The organism is Paenibacillus sp. LRG-1 (assembly GCF_057220305.1).
Map to the genome: position 1 here is coordinate 2754986 of NZ_CM170126.1, position 24615 is coordinate 2779600.

2 protein-coding genes (1 of these 2 running past the window's edge) are annotated in these 24615 nt (G+C 49.3%); both read left to right on the plus strand.

Translation table 11 applies throughout. The features are described 5' to 3' along the window. Positions 1-1224 (plus strand): ACP S-malonyltransferase, encoded by a 1224-nt coding sequence (fabD, locus tag ACUUJN_RS12365; RefSeq protein WP_071558769.1) that lies wholly within the window; start codon positions 1-3, stop codon positions 1222-1224. Next, positions 1199-24615 carry the 5' portion of a non-ribosomal peptide synthase/polyketide synthase gene (locus ACUUJN_RS12370; protein WP_484669679.1) on the plus strand. 5395 nt of this gene lie beyond the right edge of the window, so 23417 of the gene's 28812 nt are visible here — the first part of the coding sequence; its start codon is at positions 1199-1201; its stop codon lies off the right edge, out of view. The genes fabD and ACUUJN_RS12370 overlap by 26 nt, the downstream gene beginning before the upstream one ends.

Sequence of the window (24615 nt, forward strand, 5' to 3'; positions counted from 1 at the left end):
ATGAATCGCATGGCTTTGGTTTTTCCGGGACAAGGATCTCAGTATGTAGGAATGGGACCCGCATGGCATAGCGATTTTACAGAAGTGGATCGTTTGTTTGAAGAGGCTATTGATATTTTGGGATATGACCTGAAAGCTTTATGCATGGCAGGTCTGATCACCCAATTATCCAGGACATTCTATACTCAGCCCGCACTTCTTACGATCAGCGTCATTGCATTCCGACGTTATATGCACGAAATCGGAATTATTCCCGGATTTTCAGCAGGTCATAGCCTGGGTGAATATTCAGCTCTGGTAAGTAGCGGTGTTCTATCCTTTGGCGACGCTTTACAACTGGTACAAGAGCGGGAACGCTTCATGGAAGCAGCCGCAGAGGCCGGTCTGGGCAGCATGATTGCCATTCGCGGAGCTGAGTTGAACGCCGTGGAAGAATTCTGTCGTCTGCACTCCACAGTCGATCAGCCTGCTGTCATTGCTTGTTACAATTCGCCCAATCAGTACGTCGTCTCAGGTCATCATACGTCGGTAGTTGTGGTAGCTGGCGAATTAGAGCAGCGAGGGGCTCAAATTACCCGGTTGCAGGTCAGTGGTCCTTTTCATAGTCCGCTTATGCAACACGCTGCGGACAAGCTGACCGCAGAGCTGCAAAAATATACTTTCCATGAAGCGCGGTGGCCCGTGATTTCCAATGCGACCGCTCAGCCATACTCCGATGTGGACAGCATCCGTCAAGGATTGGTTTCGCAAATGATTCACCCGGTTCGATGGATACAAACCATGCAATATATGGAAAACTATGGCGTGGAGCAAGGCATTGAGTTAGGCCCACGGACAGTGCTGAAAAATTTGGCGAAAGAAATAAACACTACCATCGAAGTACTGTCCCTGGACAGAGACTTGGATCGCGTTGAACTGGAACGCCGTTTCTCGATCCGTGATTGGGTAGCCCGTTCCCTGTCACTGGCGGTGTCTACCCCCAATGCCAATTGGAATGAAGATGAGTATCGAAAGGGTGTTATTTTACCTGTTCGGAGACTGGAAGAATTACTGCGAAACTCAGAATCAGGCAGCAGTCCACCTCCTGCTTCTGAGCTAAGACAGGAAATACTGGGGTGTATTCGCCTGGTGTTGCAAACCAAACAGGTCGACGAAGGAGAGCAGGAAGTAATGCTAGAGCAATTGAGGAGGGATCAGGATGGAGCAGTTTCAAACTTTAATTGAAATCATTCAAGACCGTGCAAGCCGGGATGAGAACGGGATCACCTTTATTTCCGGTGATAAGCAAGAGGAATATGTGTCCTACAGTAAACTTCTGGAGCAAGCATCACAGGTGCTTCATGCATTACAGGAAAAAGGGATACAACCTGGCGATGAGCTGATCATGCAGATCGACGACAATCATACCTTTGTGAATGTATTTTGGGGCTGCCTGCTCGGTGGAATCGTTCCTGTTCCTGTAAGCATCGGGAATAATGATGAACATAAAATGAAACTGTTTAAAATCTGGAATACCCTATCCCGCCCTTATATGATTGCGGATGATAAGGTAATGGAACAACTGGAAAAGTACTCGCACCAGCACGGATTGCTGGATTCCTTTGAGCCTGTTAAAAAAGCAACTTTTTCAAGCCATACATTCGACTATTCCATTGAGGGTAAAGGGGCAGTTCATGCATCCAAACCGGAGGATTTGGCTTTTATCCAATTTTCCTCAGGCTCTACAGGTGATCCTAAAGGAGTCATGTTGACACATGAAAATCTGGTTTACAATATTCGGGATATCGCAAATCAAACAGGCATGAGCTCCAAGGATGCTTATTTGGGTTGGATGCCGCTTACGCATGACCTGGGATTGATCGCCTTTCATTTAACCTGTGTGGTCGCTAATGCCAAGCAGCTGATTATGCCGACGGCACTTTTTATCCGACGCCCGTCTTTATGGCTAAAAAAAGTATCGGAGCACAAGGTGACTCAAATATGCTCTCCCAATTTCGGATATAAATTTTTTCTCGATCAGTACAAACCTGAAACAGCGGATAACTGGGATTTGTCAAGCGTGCGTATGATTTTAAATGGGGCTGAGCCGATATCTGTAGAGCTTTGCCATGTGTTTATGGATGCGATGAGTGTTCACGGCTTGAATAAAAATGCGATGTTTCCCGTCTATGGATTGGCAGAGGCGAGCGTGGGTGTTTCCACTCCCCCTCTGGACAAAGATTCCTTTATTCCGCTTTATTTGAATCGGCAGCAGTTACACGTAGGTGAACCCATAGAAGAAGTAGACAAGTCCGACAAGCGGTGTCTTACTTTTGTGGATTTGGGGTATCCGATGGCCAGCACCTCTGTCCGCATTTGCGATGAACAAAATCGGGTGCTGGAAGATGGTGTGATTGGACACACGCAAATCCGTGGCAAAAATGTGACCGCTGGATATTACAACAATCCAGAGGCTACTTCGAAGGTCAAAACCGAGGATGGCTGGCTCATCACCGGAGATTTAGGGTTTATGAGAAATGGCCGCCTGACTATTACCGGTAGAGCCAAGGATATCATTTTCGTGAACGGACAGAATGTCTACCCGCATGACATCGAGAGGATTGCCGAGGAACTGGATGGCGTGGATCTCGGGAAAGTAGCTGTGTGCGGTGTACATGATGCGCAAACCAGGCAGGATCGTATTGTTGCCTTTGTGATGCACACGAAAAAGATAGAGCATTTTGTACCGCTAGTTCAAAAGCTGAAAAGCCATCTGAACTACCGGGGAGGTTGGCATATTCAGGATGTAGTTCCGATTCGACGTATCCCTAAAACAACCAGCGGGAAGGTTCAGCGCTTCAAATTAGCCCAGAATTATGAGCAGGGTGACTTTAATGAAATATTGACATCACTGGCCGAGGCTACTCAAATCGCGCAGGCAGTTGGGCGTATAGTCCTGCCTCAAGGAGAAATAGAACAAAAGCTGATTGGAGTCTGCCAGGATATTTTAAATGTAAAGTCGATTGGAACGGATGATAGCTACTTTGATATCGGAGTGACTTCTTTGCAGCTCGTTCAAATTGTGGACCAGTTGGAGGACCAACTAGGGGTTCATATTGAGGTGACGGACTTCTTTTCCTATCCGACCATCGCCAAGCTGGCTTCGTATATCTCCAGTCAAGGCCTAAGCAGCGATGCGACTGCACTAACACAGCCCGAGGGCAAGGAGAAAACCAATGACCGGGATATCGCCATCATCGGCATGTCCGGCAAGTTTCCTCAAGCGGAAACACTGGAGCAGTTTTGGGCGAATGTCGCATCAGGTGCAGACAATATCGGTCCGTACAGCGACGTAAGAAGAAAAGACGCCGAAGCTTTCATTTCCCGTCTGAATACGGAAGGGCGGAATATGCAAATCGCAGAAGGTGGCTATCTGGATGAAGTAGATAAGTTCGATTACTCCTTCTTTAAGCTGACTCCGCGGGAAGCCTTGCTAATGGACCCGAATCAACGGCTATTTCTACAAACCGCCTGGAGCACGATTGAGGATGCGGGGTATGGCGGTAAGCAACTTGCAGGCCAAAAGGTCGGCGTGTATGTCGGCTTCTCCAAGACCAGCTTTGAATACGAGCGTTTGTTGTCCGAGGTGGAACCGGGTGCGCTGCCGAACTTTGCCATTGGTAATTTACCGTCCATTATTTCCAGCCGAATTGCGTATTTGCTCGATCTAAAAGGCCCGGCGTTAACGATTGATACAGCATGTTCTTCCTCACTCGTAGCGGTTCATCTGGCATGCAAGTCTATCCTCAACGGAGACTGCGATATGGCACTGGCAGGTGGAGTGAAGACGATTTTACTGCCGTTGAAAGCAGGTATTGGCATGGAATCCTCCGATGATCGGGCACGAGCCTTCGACGACCAGTCGGACGGAACGGGCTGGGGCGAAGGCGTCGGAGCGGTTTTCCTAAAGCCGCTGCGTAAAGCGGAGCAAGACGGTGACAATATTTTGGCCGTGATCAAGGGAAGTGCAATCAATCAGGATGGCAGTACGATTGGTATTTCCGCGCCGAATGCGCTCGCTCAGGCGGAAGTAATTTCGCAGGCGTGGCACGATGCACAGATTGATCCAGAAACAGTTAGCTACATCGAAGCGCATGGCACCGGGACCAAGCTGGGCGATCCGGTCGAGATTGATGGCATTACCAAGGCTTTTCGCAAGCATACACAGCGCAAGCAATTTGTGGCGATCAGCACAGTCAAAACAAATATCGGCCATTTATACGAAGCCGCGGGGATTGCGGGCTTGATCAAATCCGTACTGTCCATGAAGCATCAACAGATTGCGCCGCTCGTTCATTTTCGCACGCCAAACCAGAAGATCCATTTCGAGGAATCTCCGGTATATGCCAATACGAAGCTGAGGGAATGGAAGACGAACGGCTTCCCGAGAAGAAGCGGGCTGAGTTCCTTTGGATTCAGCGGGACAAACTGCCATGTGGTACTGGAGGAATATATTGCAAAGACGGAATCGGATAAATCCTCCACGGGCAGCAATAATGGATCATCACCGCTGCTGCTGACCCTGTCAGCGCGGAGTGAATCCGCTTTACGCGAGCTGGTCGGGCGATACGCAGAACGGTTCAGACGGGCGGAAGAACTCGTGATGAAGGATGTATGCTATACGGCTAACACGGGGAGAAGCCACCTGAATCACCGGATTGCGGTGACTGCCGCAGGAGCAGATGCGCTGAAAGCAAAGGTGCTTCAGTTGCACGAACAAGGCAGAGCCGTCGATGGTGTATACACCGGGAAAGCGGATAGCGCTGGTGGCACAGAGACGGTCACTGGAAGCTTGGACACGTTGCAATCACTGGAGCAACTGGCTGCCAAGTATGTGCAGGGAGCGCAGATTGATTGGAGTACCCTATATGCAGGTAGGCACTACAAAAAGGTTTCTCTGCCTACGTATCCATTCGAACGGAAAAGATGCTGGATTAACGTGCCCGAACAGGTTCGAAAGGAACAGAAGGCGCCCGTTCATGAAAACTCAACAGTAAGGGAGACTGGAATTATGGGGAAAGAGTATTCGGTGTCAGCATCAGCTACCGATCAGCACAAATCTTCTATCCTTCAAAAGTTAGCGAAAATGATCGGTAACGTGTCCCAACTCAGTCTGGAGGAATTGGAGCCACAAACACATTTTCTGGAGCTCGGGCTAGATTCCATTAATTTGTCTCAGGTTCGCCACAGCATCAAGGATACCTTCGGACTGGACATTCCCATGAACGAATTTTTCGAAACGTTGACCACGCTGGAGCTGTTGGCCAGCTACGTAGCCGAGCGGGTGAGCATTTCCACTTCTGCTGAAGCCCCGGTTCAGTCTGTGGTAAATCGTTCGGAAACAACTCTGAGTCAGGCTGATCATGCATCTTCCCCCTTAACCCAACTGCCTCATGAATCCGGCGTTCCGGCTGAGCAAATACGGGCTCAAAGCTTCACAATCCCTACAGCCACAGGTGTAGAGCGAATTTTGGAGCAACAGCTACATCTGATGTCACAGCAGCTTGATGTTCTCCGACATCAGCCATCTGCATCCGTAATAGCTTCCGAGCCATTTAGCCCGGAATCCAGCATTTTGCCCTCAGCAAGTATAGGAAGCGCGGAGATTATCCGTATCGAGTCCAAGCAGGAAGTCGCGGCTGCATTAGCACCGGCTCCATCCGTAAAGGCTGTTCCCAAGCAGACAGGCAATGAAGCCAAACCGTATACGCCTTATAAAAAGCTGGATGTTAAAGCACGCGAATTGCTTTCGCTCCGTCAGGAACAACATCTGCAAGAGCTGATTGAACGCTACACGGCCCGTACGCGTAGCACCAAGCAGTACACCCAGCAGTATCGCTCCGTATACGCCAATAACCGTAATGCGGCTGGTTTCCGGCCTGTTTTGAAGGAAATGGTGTACCAAATCGTTTCTCAACGTGCAGACGGATCAAAAATTTGGGATCTGGATGGCAATGAATATGTCGATTTGACGATGGGCTTTGGCGTGAATCTGTTTGGGCACAATCCGGCCTTTATCCGAGAAAAAATTGAGGAAGAACTGAAAAACGGCATGTGTGTCGGCCCGATGTCCAACATGGCTGGGCAAGTCGCTGAGAAAATTTGCAAGATGACCGGCGTGGAACGGATTGCGCTGTACAATTCTGGCACGGAGGCCGTCATGGTCGCGCTCCGTCTGGCGCGTGCTGCTACGGGACGAGCTAAAATCGTCATTTTTGCTGGCTCGTATCACGGTACATTTGACGGGGTACTGGCACTGGGGAGCGCAGGTGACAACAAGGAGCATTCGACGCCTCTCGCTCCAGGTATCTTGCAGCATATGGTGGACGATATCGTCGTGCTTCATTATGGAGCGGACGAATCGCTGGATTATATCCGCACCCATGCGCATGAGCTGGCCGCGGTTGTCGTGGAGCCGGTGCAAAGCCGCCGTCCAGATTTTCAGCCTCAAGCCTTTTTGCAGGACATTCGCCAGATTACGGAGCAGTCGGGTACTGCCTTCATTTTTGATGAAGTTATAACAGGGTTCCGTATTCAGCCGGGAGGGGCACAAGCCTGGTTTGGGGTGCAAGCCGACCTTGTGACCTACGGTAAAATCATTGGTGGCGGGCTGCCGATCGGCATCGTAGCCGGGAAAGCCGCCTTTATGAACGGGATCGACGGAGGTACGTGGAGCTTCGGGGACGACTCCTACCCGCAGCATGAGCAACAGCGGACCTTTGTCGCGGGGACCTTCTGTCATCATCCGCTGGCAATGGCTGCATCCTTAGCGGTGCTGGATCATTTGGAGAGCAACGGTGAGCAGTTGCAAAATCGTCTGAACAGCCGCACCTCGGCGTTAGCAGCGGAGCTAAACAGCTATTTCACGGACGAACACATACCTATGAAAGTTGTTAACTTTGGCTCTCTGTTCCGCTTCGTGCTCAAAGGCGATCTGGAATTGTTCTTTTATCACATGCTGGACAAAGGCATCTATATCTGGGAGGGACGAAATTGCTTCTTGTCCACGGCCCATACCGAGGATGATATTGCGCGAATCGTGCAAGCGGTCAAGGATAGCGTGAACGAGCTGCGAAAAGGGGGATTTTTACCGGACCCGCCCCCGAATGGAAACGGCCCAGGGCCGGGCAAGCAAACTGTACCTGTAACTGTACCTCCAGAAGCTGAAGCAGTGAGTGTTCCAGAAACCGTAATTGCGCTGACTCCTGATCAAAAGCAGCTTTGGTTCGCCTCTGTTTCAGAACGAAGTGACTCTCAATCTTTACACGAAACCGCCTTGTTGCGGTTTCGTGGTCCACTTCAGCAGGAGGAGTTCAACCGGGCTGTCCAGACCATTGTGAACCGGCATGAAGCCTTACATACCTTTATGAGTGGTGATGGGGAAACTCAGGTGATCGCTCCTGTGATGAAAGTGGAAGTTCCGCTTCATGATTTTACCAGTCACCATCTAAATGAACAGGAACAACATATCCGGGCATGGATGATCCAGGACAGCGAAATCCCGTTTGCCATGACGCCAGGAGATCCGTTATTCCGAATCCATCTGCTGAAAATATCAGATGAGGAGCATCTGAGTGTCTTTACGTTCCATCATTTTATCGCGGATGGCTGGTCGATTGGTGTATTCATTCAGGAACTGGAACACATCTATTCTGCGCTTGTCCGAAATGCTGACTACAACCTTCCCGATCCAGTACCTTTTCGGAATTACGTTGTTTGGCAGCAGGATCAATTGAAAGCCGGGAAAGAAGGGGCCCTTGCTTTTTGGTCAGCAGTGCTGGAAAATCATCCGCCTGTCCTCAATCTACCATCTCCGGTGAGGGGAATACAGATTCCGTCTTCTAGCGGAAGCAGACATACTGTAATGCTCGAAGCGCCGCTCGTTAAACAATTGAGATCCGCCAGCATAAAGCTTGGCACCAGTCTTTTTATAACACTGCTATCAGCCTTTCAGATTTTTCTGCATCGCCTGACAGGGCAGCAGGAAGTAACGGTGGGGGTTCCTACTGCAGGACAATCCCATATGGACGCCTTCTCCCTGATCGGCAACTGTGTCAACTTACTTCCAGTGATCAGCGAAGTGCGTCCTGATGCTACTTTTACGGAGCATGCCCAAACGGTTAAAAAGCGCATGAATGAACTGGACAGCTTCCAAAAATACAGCTTTGCCGGACTCGCTCAGCTGGGGCTGAGAAATTTGCCTGTCATTAACGCTGTATTCAATTTGGATCGTCCGATTCCGCGTTTTCAATTCCATGGTATGGAAGCAGAACTCATTGAGAATGAGGTATCATTCAGCAAATATGAGTTGTTTTTGAACGTGACAGAGGCACAGAAGCAATTACGTCTTGATTTTGACTATAATTCGGATCTTTTTCAGCAAAACATCATCGAAGCTTGGTCAGGGTATTTCCTGAATCTGCTGCATTCCATTGTAGAGGAAGAAGGGGCTCGCGTTTCCGCGATGTCTTTACTTCGTGCGTCGGAGAACGAACAACTTCGAGCTGCATGGGCAGCAAATACCGATGCCAACGGAAACTATCTTTGCGTTCTAGATGCCTACAAGCATTTGGCACCTGTCGGGACAGCAGGGGAGGTGTATCAAGCCTCAGGAGCAGGCCTGTTGGGAACGACCCGGGAATGGGCTTACGTGGAAAACGATGGCAAGCTGCGGCATATTGGAAATTTAAATCGGACCATTCACATTCGCGGACATCAGGTTAATCTGGAGCAACTGGAGAAACACCTGCTGCAAATTTTCCAATGGGAGTCCTGCGTCATTACACCACAAACGGGCGAAACTGGAAAAGTCTCATATATAACCGCCTATGTGGTTGCAAACGCATCGAAGCCTTGGGAAGAAGACGCACTGAAAAAGGCTGTAATCGAAATTCTTCCAGATTATACGCAGCCCCGTTTTTGGATTCCTATGGATCATATTCCTCTTCTGCCGGATGGTCAGCCTGATCTACAGGCTCTACCAGCGCCAGAACGAGCAAGTGTATTCGCTAAAACAGACGTCGCTTCTGAGAACCACGGCGTAGAAGATCAGCTCGTGAACATTTGGATGAACGTTCTGAATGTAACGGATATCAGCTATGACGATAACTTTTTTCAACTGGGCGGTGATTCGCTAAAAGCGACGGTCATTCTGTCGAGAGTCAACAAGGAATTGGGTGTACACATTCCGCTCAGCCACATTTTTGAGCTGCAAACGATTGCTGAGCTGGCTACATATATTGCGGGTGGAACAAAGCAGACCTATGAACCGATTGTATCTGTAAAATCGCAGGCCTTTTATTCGGTGTCTTCTTCCCAAAAGAGAATGTACGTGCTGGATCAAATGGGAAGCGGAACGGCCTATCATGTACCCGGTCAGCTTTTCATAGAGGGAAATCTGGAGGTCCCCCGCTTTATTGAAGCCGTTAAGGAAGTTATTTTGCGACATGAATCCTTTCGGACGTATTTCGATCTGGAAGACGGGGAAGTAGTACAAAAAGTTCGGGACACGATTCCATTCGACATCCCGTATACCCGTATTTCCAAGGAAGAAGCAAAGCAGGCTCGGGTCTTGTTTGTTCAGCCTTTTCATCTGGGAACAGCTCCTTTATTCCGTGCCGAACTGTACGAATTTATCGAAGGTGGCTTCATACTGCTAGTGGATATGCATCATATTGTGTCCGATGGTTTCTCCATGGCCGTGCTGCTGGATGAAATCATTCAACGGTATCAGGGCAGACAGCTTGCGAACATTCAGCTTCATTACAAGGACTTTGTTGCTTGGCAGAAGCAGCAGATCAATGACGACGCATGGCAAGCGCATGAATCATATTGGTTCCAGACCTTGAATGGCGAGCTTCCTGTACTGAATATGCCTACGGACTTTTCACGTCCGCAAGCACAAAGTTTTGAAGGTGACAGCTTGACCGTTACATTGGAATCCAAACTTACTAACACACTCTACAAATTGGCCCAAGATACCGAATCTACGATCTTTATGGTACTTTTGGCAGCTTATAATGTCCTGCTGGGCAAATATTCTAGTCAAGAGGATATTATCGTGGGTACACCTGTTGCCGGAAGACGGCATGTGGATACTCAAGCGATGATTGGCATGTTTGTCAATACGCTGGTTCTTCGCAATCATCCGCAATCTTCTTTAACGTTCCAATCCTTTTTGCAGGAGGTTAAGCAAAATTCGCTGCTGGCACTGGAGCATCAGGAATACCCGTTTGATGAGCTTGTAGACAAGCTGGAACTGGTACGGGACGTAAGTCGAAACCCGGTGTTCGATACGATGTTCAGTCTGCAAAATGTCGGCACAGATGTTTTGGAAACAGGAGGCATTCGTTTTAAGCCGGAAGAATTCAACGCGGGCATATCCAAGGTGGATTTTTCATTGCATGTGACTGAAGAAAAAGGACGTTTGTCCTTCACTTTGGAGTATGGCACGAAGCTGTTTAAACTGGAGACCATCCGACGGCTGGCAGAGCATTTTGTGCGAATTTTGGAAACAGTGACGCAGGATGTCGGGGTGCAGTTGGCTGATATTACGATCGTATCTGATGAAGAGAAGCAATTGCTGCTGACCGGATTTAACGATACCGTCGTACCTTTTCCGACAGATGAGACGATCCACGGACGATTTGAAAAGCAGGTTGCAATGACCCCGGAGAACATAGCATTTGTATTTAGGGATCAGAGCTTGACTTACCTAGAACTGAATGAGCGGGCTAATTCACTGGCACGAGTGCTTCGTGAAAATGGCGTTGGTCCTGACAAGCCCGTAGGTCTGATGTTGCAACGTTCGACAGAACTGATCGTTGGTATGATAGCTATACTGAAAGCAGGCGGTTGCTATGTGCCGATTGATCCTGAATTTCCACCAGCCCGTATTAGATACATGTTTGAAGACAGCGAGGCGACTGTAGTTTTGACCCATCGTAAACTGGTAGAAGAGAATAGCTACAAAACAAAAATGCTTTTTTTAGAAGATGAGGAATTATATCAGAGAGAGAAGTCGAACCTGGAAGCGAATGTTCAATCAGAGAACCTAGCTTATGTTATTTATACTTCAGGGTCGACCGGGCATCCAAAAGGGGTCATGCTTCAGCATAGTTCCGTTATGAACTTTATCACAGCAATGCATGAATTGATTGATTTTAAGCCTGACAAAAGGATTCTGTCGCTGACTACTATTTCTTTCGATATTTTTGTGGTTGAGACGATATTGCCGCTGCTAAACGGAATGACCTTTGTACTGGGTGATCGCCATCATCAAGTTGATCCACAGACACTTGGGGAATTAATTGTTGCTCAGCATATAGATTTGCTACAAATGACACCCTCTCGCCTTAGAATGTTACTCAGCAGTGAAGCGGGAATGCACGCACTACAAGGTATAAAGGAGATTATTCTTGGGGGCGAGGCGCTTGCGCCTACGTTACTGAAGAAATTGCAACAAATTAAAGGGCTGCGTATCTACAATATGTACGGACCTTCGGAATCAACTGTATTTTCATCAGCTAGGGAACTGACAGGTGCTAAACATATTGATATCGGGTCCCCCGTTGCCAATACGCAAATGTATATCCTTGATGGACAGGGTGCATTACAGCCAATTGGAATCCCTGGTGAGCTATGCATTGCAGGGGAAGGATTGGCTCGTGGCTATTGGAATCGCGCGGAACTGACGGCGGACAAATTTGTAGATAATCCATTTTCAACAGGAACACGAATGTACAGAACGGGCGATCTCGCCCGCTGGAAAGCGGATGGAAATCTGGAGTTTATCGGCCGAATCGACCATCAGGTGAAAGTACGTGGATTCCGGATTGAGCTGGGTGAGGTTGAAAATGCTTTGATTAGCCATTCTGCAATTCGAGAGGCTGTCGTCACTGTAAATCAAAGCAAAGATCATGAATCCGTCTTGTGTGCCTACATTGTACTGCATACAGAAGAAACACCAAGCTTAACCGTAATTCATGAGCATGCCGCCAAGTTGCTTCCGTATTACTCGGTACCGTCTTACTTTGTGTTTCTGGATCGTATACCGTTGACTCCGAATGGAAAAATCGATCGGAAGGCGCTGCCAGCACCGGAAGGTAATATACAAAGAGGGACAGAATATATTGCCCCACGGACGTGGTTGGAAGCGAAACTATCGGTAATCTGGCAGGACGTGTTGGGTTTGATGCAAGTCGGCGTGAAGGAAAACTTCTTTGAAATTGGTGGACACTCTCTACGGGCAATGACGTTGGTCTTGAGGATTTACAAAGAATTGAACAAACCAATTCCTCTACGTAGCATTTTTGACGCACCGACGATTGAACAGCTGGCAGTGGTGATTGAAAATCTGAACGAGGTGGCGTATGCATCTATTTTAGTGGCGGAAGAGCGTCCCTTTTATACCTTGTCTTCTGCACAAAAACGAATGTATATATTGCATCGGATTGATCCGGGTGATGTGAGCTACAACATGCCCGCAGTACTCCAGGTGAGCGGACCGCTGGATGTAAGACGGGTAGAGGCAGCATTTCGGCAGTTAATCTCACGCCACGAGGCCTTCCGCACGAGTTTTGAAATGGTGAACAATGAGCCTGTGCAGCGGATTCAGGAAAGGGTACCTTTCGAGGTGGAGTATGCCAAGGTACGGGAAAAACAGGCAGGGACAGACGCACTTGCATTTGAGACGGAAATAGAAAAATTGGTTAGCAATTTTGTAAATCCATTCGATCTGCAAGCTGCTCCACTGTTACGGGTAGCCTTACTGGATCTTAACGGAGAGGGGACAGAAGAAACACAGCATCTGCTAATGATCGACATGCACCACATTATCTCGGACGGTGTGTCGACGAGTGTGTTGACCCGCGAATTTGTTCGCTTATATAGCGGTGAGAAGTTACCTCCGCTGCGGATCCAATACAAAGACTATGCCGTATGGCAGCAAAGTGAAGCGCAAAAGGATTGGATGAAACGTCAGGAAGCATATTGGCTGGATACCTTCCGGAGTGAGTTACCCGTACTGAATCTGCCAACTGATTTTGCCCGTCCGGCAGTACGAAGTACGGCAGGCGATACAGTGGTATTCAGACTGGAACGCGAAGTCAGCGAGCGCTTGAAAGAGCTGGCGGCGCAGACAGGTTCAACGCTGTACATGGTGCTACTTGCAGCCTATACAGCACTGCTGCATCAGTATACTGGACAGGAAGATATCATTGTCGGGACTCCGATTGCGGGACGGCCGCATGCCGATCTGGAGCCGATCATCGGGATGTTTGTTGGCACACTGGCAATGCGCAATTATCCAACCGCTAAGCAAACGTTCCGAAGCTATGTGGAAGACGTGAAAACCCAAGCTTTGCAAGCCTACGAGCATCAGGATTATCCATTTGAAGAACTGGTGGACAAGCTAAATGTGAAACGGGATATGGGCCGTAATCCGTTGTTCGACACTATGTTTATACTGCAAAATACCGAAGAAGGCGAGCTGAAACTGGAGGATATCCGTTTCCGTCCATACGACATGGAGCAGGCTCCGGTGAAATTTGACTTAATGCTGGAAGCGAGCGAGGAAGAAGAAGGTATTCGGTTCGAATTGCAGTATGCAACATCGTTGTATGAGCGGAAAACGATTGAACAGATTACGCGTCATTTTATACGATTGTCTGAGGCTATTGTGGTGAATCCTGATATTAAACTGGGGGAGCTGGAATGGATCACAGAGGTAGAAACAGTGCATGTGCTGAGAGTGCATCAAGAGCGTCAGAAAGCTTCGCGTTACTGGAGCGCATATCTAGACGGGTATGAAGAAGCTTGCTGTTTGCCACAGGCTAAAACTCAGAGTAGAGCAGAGTGTCAAACGGAGCATTTTAACGTAGCTTTAAGTCCGAGTCTGATGAGCGGGATTCAGCAAATCTCCAACCGCTATCAGGTGAATCAGAGCACGCTGATTCAGACGGTGTGGGGCATTTTGCTTCAAAAATATAACGACACGGATGATGTAGTGTTTGGTAGTACGCTGTCCGGAAATGAGGGTGATATTCCAAATAAGGAGCGTATGCTCAGCTTGATTTTGAATACACTCCCTGTACGTATTACCAGTAGTGAGAACAACTCGTTCTGGGAAGTAATGAAACAAACCCAGAAGCAATCAGTGGCTTCTAGTAAATATGATGCTTTTTCACTATATGAAATTCAGAAACTCTCAGAACTTAAGCAAAATTTAATTAATCATATACTCATTTTTGAAAATGACTGGGTGGAGGAACAGTCTGGGCAACTAGGTGATGATATAGAGTCCCACTTTAGCATTACGGGGGTTGAGTCGGTCGAACAGTCCAACTATGATTTTAACCTGGTAGTTTTTTCAGGGAAAAAAACCCGAATGAGCTTTAGTTACAACGCACTTGTGTTTGATCGAGAAAGTATAAAGCAAATTTATGGACACTTGGTGCACCTACTAGAACAAGTTGTGGTTAACCCGGGCATTCAAGTGCATGAAATGAAAGCGATGACCGAACAGGAGTGCAAGCAAATCCTTGTTGGTTGTGGAGATATGGCAATAGAATATCCAAATAAACAGACGATTCACGGTTTGTTCGAAGCTCAAGTTTTACAAACACCAGAGCAAGTAGCGCTATTTTTCGAAGGGGAGCAGTTGACATACCTAGAGATGAATGAACGCGCTAACTCACTGGCACGGGTACTTCAAGCGCACGGTGTAGGACCCGACAAGCTGGTTGGCCTGATGGTACAGCGTTCGGCGGAGATGATCATCGGTCTGCTGGCCGTGTTAAAAGCGGGTGGTGCTTATGTGCCGATCGACCCTGAATATCCGTCAGCCCGTATTGAATATATGCTGAATGACAGTGAGGCCGCCGTACTTCTGACCAGTCGCGATCTGGTAGGAGAACACCATTACAGCGCCAACACTCTGTTTATCGAAGATGAGGAAGTATATCAAGGGGAAAAGACCAATCTGGAAGCCACTGCCCAGCCGGAGCATCTGGCTTACGTTATTTATACTTCTGGTTCAACCGGAAATCCTAAGGGCGTTATGCTCCAGCATCGCTCGGTGCTGAACTTTATTACAGGAATGCGCGAAGTGATCGACTTTGCAGCGGACAAAACGATTCTATCGTTAACCACCATTTCGTTCGATATTTTCGTATTGGAAACGATCCTGCCGTTGCTGGGCGGAATGACCGTTATACTTGGTGACCACCGTCATCAGGTCAATCCTCAGGCACTTGGCGAGCTGATTACAGCACATCACATTGACATGCTGCAAATGACGCCATCCCGGCTGCAAATGCTGCTGGGTCATGAGGAAGGCTCTCGTGCGCTCCAAGGTGTACAGGAAATTATGGTGGGGGGAGAAGCGCTTCCACCCAAGCTGCTGGAGGCCTTGCAAAAATTGAACGGTCCCCGCATTTATAACATGTACGGACCTACAGAAACGACGGTGTGGTCGGCAGTACAGGAACTTACCCAGGCCAAACAGATTGACATTGGACGTCCTATCGCGAATACGCAAATTTATGTCATTAACGCAAAGGGTGAATTACAGCCGATCGGTGTACCAGGCGAGCTATGCATTGCAGGGGAAGGTTTGGCCCGTGGCTATTGGAATCGCGCGGAATTGACGGCGGACAAATTTGTAGATAATCCATTTTCAACAGGAACACGAATGTACAAAACCGGGGACCTCGCCCGCTGGAAAGCGGATGGAAACCTGGAGTTTATCGGCCGAATCGACCATCAGGTGAAAATCCGCGGGTATCGAATTGAACTGAGTGAGGTTGAGTCGAAGCTGCTGCAAGTTGATTTTGTACGGGAAGTAACGGTCATTGCTCAAGCAGATGAAACAGGGCAAAAGCAAATGGTGGCGTACTACGTCGCCGGGCAAGAAATTGGCGCAAGCGAGCTGAGAAGCGAACTGGGCCGAGAGCTGCCAAGCTATATGGTGCCATCATACTTTATACAATTGGAGCAGATGCCATTAAGTCCGAATGGCAAAATCGACCGCAAAGCATTGCCAGCATTGAAAGATAATCTGCAAAGCAGAACGGATTATTTCGCACCGCGAACGCCAATGGAATCGAAGCTGACCCAAATTTGGCAGGATGTATTGGGCCTGAAGCAAGTCGGCGTGAAAGAGAACTTTTTCGAGATTGGTGGACACTCACTGCGGGCAACTACCTTGACTTCAAAGATTCACAAAGAACTGAATAAATCCCTGTCGTTACGCAGTATTTTCGAAGCTCCAACGATTGAACAGCTGGCTGTAGTGATTGAAAGTTTGAAACAGATGAAGTATGCATTGATTCCGGTGACGGAAGAACGAACTTTTTATCCGCTGTCCTCTGCACAAAAGCGGATGTACGTATTGCACCAGCTTGACCCTGACGATGTAAACTACAACATGCCTGCTATGTTCCAGGTAAGCGGCCCGCTGGATGTGAAGCGGATGGAAGAAGTATTCCGTCAATTGATCTCACGCCATTCAACACTCCGTACCCGCTTTGAAATGATAAATAACGAGCCGAAGCAGCAGATTCAGGATACCGTATCGTTCGAGTTGGAGTATGCGAAGGTGCAGGTGGGACATGTCGTAGCTTATACAGCAGCAGATCGACAAACCGATGTGGAAGTGTTACATCGTGATGTAGTGCAGGAACGGTATGCATCGGTGACTGAGCAGCTTGTGAGCAAGGAAGTACAAGAAAAGATCCAAAGCTTTGTACGTCCATTTGATCTGCAAGCCGCTCCGTTACTGCGGGTTGCCCTGATCGATTTGGGCGTACAGGGAATAGAAGAAGAGCCGCAGTATTTGCTGATGCTCGATATGCACCATATCATCTCGGACGGTGTGTCGACGGGCGTGTTGACTCGCGAATTTGCTCGCTTATACAGCGATGAAGAGCTGCCACCGCTACGGATTCAATACAAAGACTATGCCGTATGGCAGCAAAGTGAAGCGCAAAAGGATTGGATGAAACGTCAGGAAGCATATTGGCTCGACACCTTCCGGGGCGGAGTGCCTGTGCTGGATCTGGCAACCGACTTTGCCCGTCCGGCAGTGCAAAGTGCGGCAGGGGATACGATCGAATTTGGACTGGAGCGTGAAGTTAGCGAACGCTTGAAAGAACTGGCTTCGCAAACAGGTTCAACCTTGTATATGGTGCTGCTGGCGGCGTACACTACGCTCTTGCATAAATACACAGGCCAAGAAGATATCGTAGTGGGAACGCCGATTGCTGGAAGACCGCATGCGGAACTGGAGAGTCTGGTAGGTGTCTTCATCAACACGCTGGCGATCCGCAATTATCCGTCTGGCGACAAATCGTTCCTGGATTATCTGCAAGAGGTGAAGGAGCATGCGCTCAGTGCTTATGAGCATCAGGACTATCCTTTTGAAGAGCTGGTTGAAAAGCTGAATTTAACACGGGATACGAGCCGGAATGCGCTGTTTGACACGATGTTTGAGTTGAAAACATTGGAGCAGCAGGAGTTCGAGCTGGAAGGTCTGACCTTGAATTCGTACCCGTTAGGGAATACTACGGCCAAATTGGATCTGTCCTTGGAGACCATGGAGCAGCCGGAGGGGATTGTGTGCAGTCTGGAATACAGCACGGCGCTCTATAAGCCGGAGACTATCGCCCGATTGGCGCAGCATTTTACGGAGATCGTCCGAGCTATTGCGTATCATCCGCAGCAGTCACTGGCAACTTTGAATATGGTAACCGTCGAGGAAAAAGAACAACTCATCTACGGTTTTGGAGAAGTGGGAGTAAGAGATGTTGCTGCAGTTGAAGCAGGAGCCCTGTTCCATACCTTCGTAGAAGAACAGGCTCAGCTTGTACCGGATCATATGGCGGTGGTGTATGAGGAGCAGCAGTTGACGTACCGCATACTGAACGAGCGTGCGAACCAATTGGCTCGGAGATTGCGGAATGAAGGCGTTGGACGCGAGTCAATTGTCGGCATTTTGAGTGAACGCTCCATGGATATGCTGGTCGGCGTATTGGCGGTGTGGAAGGCTGGCGGCGCATATGTGCCACTGGATGCGGATTATCCGTCCGAACGTATTCGTTTCATGCTGGAGAATAGTGGTGCGACGGTACTGTTAACACAAACGGGATTGCAGGAGCAAGCACAGGCATGGCTGGAGGAAAGCAAGCAGTCCTTGACCAGGGGTAAGACTGAGGGTGAGTTGGAAACAGCGACTGGCGCCGAAACGATGGAATCAGGTGCTCTTCATGGAACTGTGAATGGAGCAGCAGATTCGCCAACTGACAGCGAAGCAGCATCCCAATCCGTAGCAAACTTACGTTTGCACACCGTACTAGCATTGGACGACGAATCACTGTACACCGGGGATGCCACGAATATCGAGCCGATCAATGAGCCGCAGGATCTGGCGTATGTGATCTACACGTCCGGGACAACAGGACGTCCGAAGGGCGTCATGATCGAACATCACAGCTTGGTCAATACGGCTGCGGCGTATCGTCGGGATTACCGTCTGAGCCAGTTCCCGGTACGACTGCTGCAGCTGGCGAGCTTCTCCTTCGACGTCTTCGTCGGGGATATCGCGCGGACGCTCTATAACGGTGGCACGATGGTTATTTGTCCGAAAGACGACCGGATTGATTTTAGCCGTTTGTATGGCTGGATTCGCGATTACCAGATTACAGTGTTCGAATCGACCCCGGCCCTGATCGTACCGTTTATGCAGCATGTGCATGAACAGGGGCTAGACATGAGCAGTCTGGAACTGCTGATCACCAGCTCGGATAGCTGTAGCGTGACAGATTACCGGGTGCTGCAAGAACGGTTTGGCGCAGATATCCGCATTATGAACAGTTACGGCGTCACGGAAGCGGCGATTGACTCCAGCTTCTATGACGAAGAGCTGTCGAAGCTGCCAAGCAGCGGCAATGTACCGATTGGTCAGGCATGGCTGAACGCACGCTTCTACATCGTGGACAGCCAACTGAATCCGGTGCCAATCGGCATACTGGGTGAGCTGTGCATCGGCGGGATTGGGGTCGCACGGGGATACTTGAACCGTGCGGACCTGACAGCCGAGAAATTCGTAGCGAACCCCTACGTACCGGGTGAACGACTGTACCGCACAGGCGATTTGGCACGGTGGATGCCGGACGGCAATGTGGACTTTGTTGGCCGGATGGATGATCAGGTCAAAATCCGGGGCTTCCGGATTGAACTGGGCGAGGTGGAAGCGCAGCTGCTGACTGTGGATGGCATCGAGAAAGCGATAGTCACCGCCTGGGAAAACGAAAACGGAGACAAGGATTTGTGTGCGTATGTCGTAGCTTCCGAGGCGCTGAATTTGCCGGAGCTGCGCAGCATACTCCAGCCAAAACTGCCGGGCTATATGATCCCGACATATGTCGTACAACTGGATCGTTTCCCTCTGACACCGAATGGCAAAATCGACCGCAAAGCATTGCCAGCATTGGAAGATAATCTGCAAAGCAGAACGGATTATTTCGCACCGCGAACGCCAATGGAATCGAAGCTGACCCAAATTTGGCAGGATGTATTGGGCCTGAAGCAAGTCGGCGTGAAAGAGAACTTTTTCGAGATTGGTGGACACTCACTGCGGGCAACTACCTTGACTTCAAAGATTCACAAAGAACTGAATAAATCCCTGTCGTTACGCAGTATTTTCGAAGCTCCAACGATTGAACAGCTGGCTGTAGTGATTGAAAGTTTGGAACAGATGAAGTATGCATTGATTCCGGTGACGGAAGAACGAACTTTTTATCCGCTGTCCTCTGCACAAAAGCGGATGTACGTATTGCACCAGCTTGACCCTGACGATGTAAACTACAACATGCCTGCTATGTTCCAGGTAAGCGGCCCGCTGGATGTGAAGCGGATGGAAGAAGTATTCCGTCAATTGATCTCACGCCATTCAACACTCCGTACCCGCTTTGAAATGATAAATAACGAGCCGAAGCAGCAGATTCAGGATACCGTATCGTTCGAGTTGGAGTATGCGAAGGTGCAGGTGGGACATGTCGTAGCTTATACAGCAGCAGATCGACAAACCGATGTGGAAGTGTTACATCGTGATGTAGTGCAGGAACGGTATGCATCGGTGACTGAGCAGCTTGTGAGCAAGGAAGTACAAGAAAAGGTCCAAAGCTTTGTACGTCCATTTGATCTGCAAGCCGCTCCGTTACTGCGGGTTGCCCTGATCGATTTGGGCGTACAGGGAATAGAAGAAGAGCCGCAGTATTTGCTGATGCTCGATATGCACCATATCATCTCGGACGGTGTGTCGACGGGCGTGTTGACTCGCGAATTTGCTCGCTTATACAGCGATGAAGAGCTGCCACCGCTACGGATTCAATACAAAGATTATGCCGTATGGCAGCAAAGTGAAGCGCAACAGGATTGGATGGAAGGTCAGGAAGCGTATTGGCTCAATACTTTCCGGGGCAATCTGCCTGTGCTGAACCTGCCAACCGATTTTGCCCGTCCGGCGGTACGGAGCACAGCAGGCGACACGGTTGTATTCAGATTGGAGCGTGAAGTTAGCGAGCGCTTAAAAGAACTGGCAGCACAGACAGGTTCGACGCTGTACATGGTGTTATTAGCGGCCTATACAGCGTTACTATATCAATATACAGGGCAGGAAGATATCATTGTTGGCACCCCAATTGCGGGACGCCCACATGCCGATCTTGAGCCCATCATTGGGATGTTTGTCGGAACCCTGGCACTACGCAATTATCCGACTGCAGAGCAGACGTTCCGCAGCTTTCTAGAAGATGTGAAAATCCGGGCTTTACAAGCCTACGAGCACCAGGACTATCCATTTGAAAACCTGGTGGACAAGTTGAATGTGAAGCGGGATATGAGTCGGAATCCGATCTTCGATACGATGTTTGTACTGCAAAACACCGAGCAAAGCGAGTTGAAGCTCAAAGAACTGAGCTTCCGACTATACGATATAGAGCAAACTCCAGTGAAGTTTGACCTGACGCTGGAAGCGAGAGAGGAAGAATCCGGAATACAGTTCGGATTGCAGTATGCGACCATGCTGTACCAGCGGGAAACAATTGAGCAGATCACACGCCACTTTGTACGGTTGGCTGAAGTGATTGCGGCTAGCCCAGATACCACATTGAGTGAGCTGGAATGGATTACAGTGGAAGAAACAGTGGATGTACTGAAAGTGCATCAAGAACGTCAGAAGGCTTCTCGTTACTGGACCGCATACCTGGATGGGTATGAAGAACAGGCCCGTTTGCCACAGGCTAAAATCCAGAGCAAAACAGGTTATCAGGCGGAGCGTCTGGATTTTGATTTGGGCGCGGGTCTAACGGCTGGAATTCAGCAAATCGCCAAGCGTTATCAGGTGACGATGAATACGCTGATGCAGACGGTGTGGGGCATGTTGCTTCAAAAATATAACGGTACGGATGATGTGGTGTTCGGCAGCGTCGTATCCGGACGTCCGGCGGAGATTCCAAATGTGGAGCATATCATCGGTCTGTTTATTAACACGATTCCTGTACGCATTCACAGTCATAAGGACAGTCTGTTCTCGGACGTGATGAAGCAGAATCAGGAGCAATCCATCGCTTCCCAAGCCTATGATACGTACCCGCTGTATGAGATTCAGGGACTGTCGGAGCTGAAGCAGGATTTGATCAACCATATCCTTATTTTTGAAAATTACCCGATGGAGGAGCAAATCGAGCAGTTGGGTGAGGGGGAAGCATCCAGCTTCCGCATTACGGGAGTGGAGTCCGTCGAGCAGACGAACTATGACTTTAACCTGGTGGTCCTGCCGGGGAACACGATCCACATGAGCTTTGTCTACAATGCGCTGGCATTTGAACGCGAAAGTGTGGAGCAAATTCAGGGTCATCTGATGGAACTGTTGAAACAGGTGGTAGCTACCCCGGATATTTCGGTACGTGAGCTGGATGTATTGAGTGAGCCAGAACGGGAGCAAATCCTGCGCGTATGGGGAGATACGGCAGCGGACTATCCAAGCGAGCAGACGATTCACGGCTTGTTCGAGGCGCAAGCGGCGCAGACCCCGGAGCAGGCAGCATTGTTCTGCGAGGGAGAGCAACTGAGCTACCGCGAGCTGAACGAACGCGCCAACCGTTTGGCCCGTACCCTGCGTAGTCACGGAGTGACGAGCGATCGTTTGGTGGGTCTCATAACCGATCGTTCGGTGGATATGATCGTAGGCATCTTTGGGATTTTGAAAGCCGGGGGAGCATATGTGCCAATTGATCCGACGTATCCGGAAGAGCGTATCCGCTACATGCTGGACGACTCTGGGGCAGAGCTGTTATTGACGCAAAATCATCTGGTGGGCAACGTAGCTTTTGACGGTAAGGTGCTGGTTTTGGATGGAGAGCAGGCGGTCTATCACGAGGACGGTTCAAACCTGGAGCCTGTATCCGGGCCGAACGATTTGGCCTATGTGATCTATACATCAGGGACCACAGGCCAGCCGAAGGGCGTTATGCTGGAGCATCACGGACTGTGCAACCTGAAAGTCTATTTCGATCAGACGCTGCATATTGGCATATCGGATCATATCCTGTTGTTTGCCAGCTATTCATTTGATGCGGCTTGCTGGGAAATCTTCCAGGCGCTGTTCTGCGGAGCCACGTTATACGTGCCAACGTCAGAGACGATTTTGAACTACGAGCGGTTTAAGCAATATATGGCGGATCATCACATTACCGTGGCAACCTTGCCGCCGACCTATGCGGTCTATCTGGAGCCGGAACGGATGTCAAGCCTGCGTATTCTGTTCACAGCCGGATCAGCATCGTCGATAGAGCTGGTGTACAAGTGGAAGGATCAGGTTGCGTACTACAATGGCTACGGCCCAACCGAAAACTCGGTAGCTACGTCGATATGGCCGGTGTCTGAGGATGCGAGAGCAGGACAATTGATTTCCATCGGACGTCCTGTGCCAAACCATCGGGTGTACATGGTGGATGCACATGGTCATCTGGCACCAGTGGGCGTAGCGGGTGAGTTATGCGTATCCGGGCCGGGTCTGGCACGCGGCTATCTGGATCGTCCAGAGCTGACGGAGGAGAAATTCGTACCGAATCCGTTTGCGAATGGAGAAGCGGGCTATGAACGCATGTACCGGACAGGTGACTTGGCGAGATGGATGCCGGATGGCAACATCGAATATCTGGGCCGGATCGACCATCAGGTTAAAATCCGGGGGTACCGGATTGAGTTGGGCGAGGTCGAGGCGCAAATTTTGAAAGTGGAAGATGTGCAGGAGGTCATCGTGCTGGCACGTGCAGATGAGCAGGGGCAAAACCAACTGGTCGCCTACTATGTGGCAGAGCGAGAAGTGAATGCAGGTGAGCTACGCAGCTTACTGGGTGAGAAACTGCCAAACTACATGGTGCCTGCGTACTTCGTACAACTGGAGAACATGCCGCTGACACCGAACGGTAAAATTGATCGCAAAGTACTGCCAGCACTGGAAACAAATTTTCAGGGTAGAAGTGAATATGTTGCTCCACAAACGGATGCAGAGCAGGTTCTGGCTTCTATCTGGCAAACCGTACTGGGTAAGAAGCCAATTGGCTTGCTAGAAAATTTCTTCGATTTGGGCGGCGATTCGATCAAGGCGATTCAAGTATCTTCACGTCTGCTTCAGGCAGGCTACAAGCTGGATATGAAGACATTGTTTAAGCATCCGAGTGTGTCAGAATTGGCTCCGTACTTGAGTGTGGCGGGTGTCAGAACTGCCGAGCAGGGTGAGATTAAGGGCAATGTGCTGCTTACGCCGATTCAACATTGGTTTGCAGATTTGGATGAAACGGCTGCACATCACTTTAATCAGGCTGTTATGCTACACCAGGACCAGAGATTTAACGAGTCGGCACTGCGCCTGACACTGACAAAACTGGTGGAACATCATGATATTCTGCGAACGGTGTTCCGCAAAACGGAGCATAGCTATGAAGCGTGGAATCGTGGGACGCAAGAAGGTGAGCTATATCATCTTGATATGTTGGACTTCGACGATATACCCATTGGATCGGAGTTGAACCAAGCAATTGAAGCTAAAGCCAATGAGATTCAAAGCAGTATTTCTTTAAATGAAGGGCCACTAATGAAAGTCGGTTTGTTCCGTTGTGCGGATGGTGACCATTTGCTGATCGTGATTCATCATTTGGTAGTGGATGGGGTATCGTGGCGTATCTTGTTTGAAGATTTCGCGACTGCTTATGCGCAAGCTGTGAATGGAGAAGCAATTCATTTGCCTGATAAGACGGACTCCTTCCGTGCCTGGTCTGAAAAATTGGCTGTTTATGCAATCAGCCCGGCAATGGAGAGCGAACGCGCGTACTGGGAGCAATTAGACAAAGTAATCAGTTCTGATCAGGCTATATTACCTGAGGATTATAAGCATGATGGCAGATTTATGATTCGCGACATGGACACCGTAACAATGCAACTCACAGAGGAAGAGACCGTTCAACTGTTGAAACAAGCGCATCATGCATATAGCACGGAAGTGAACGATTTGCT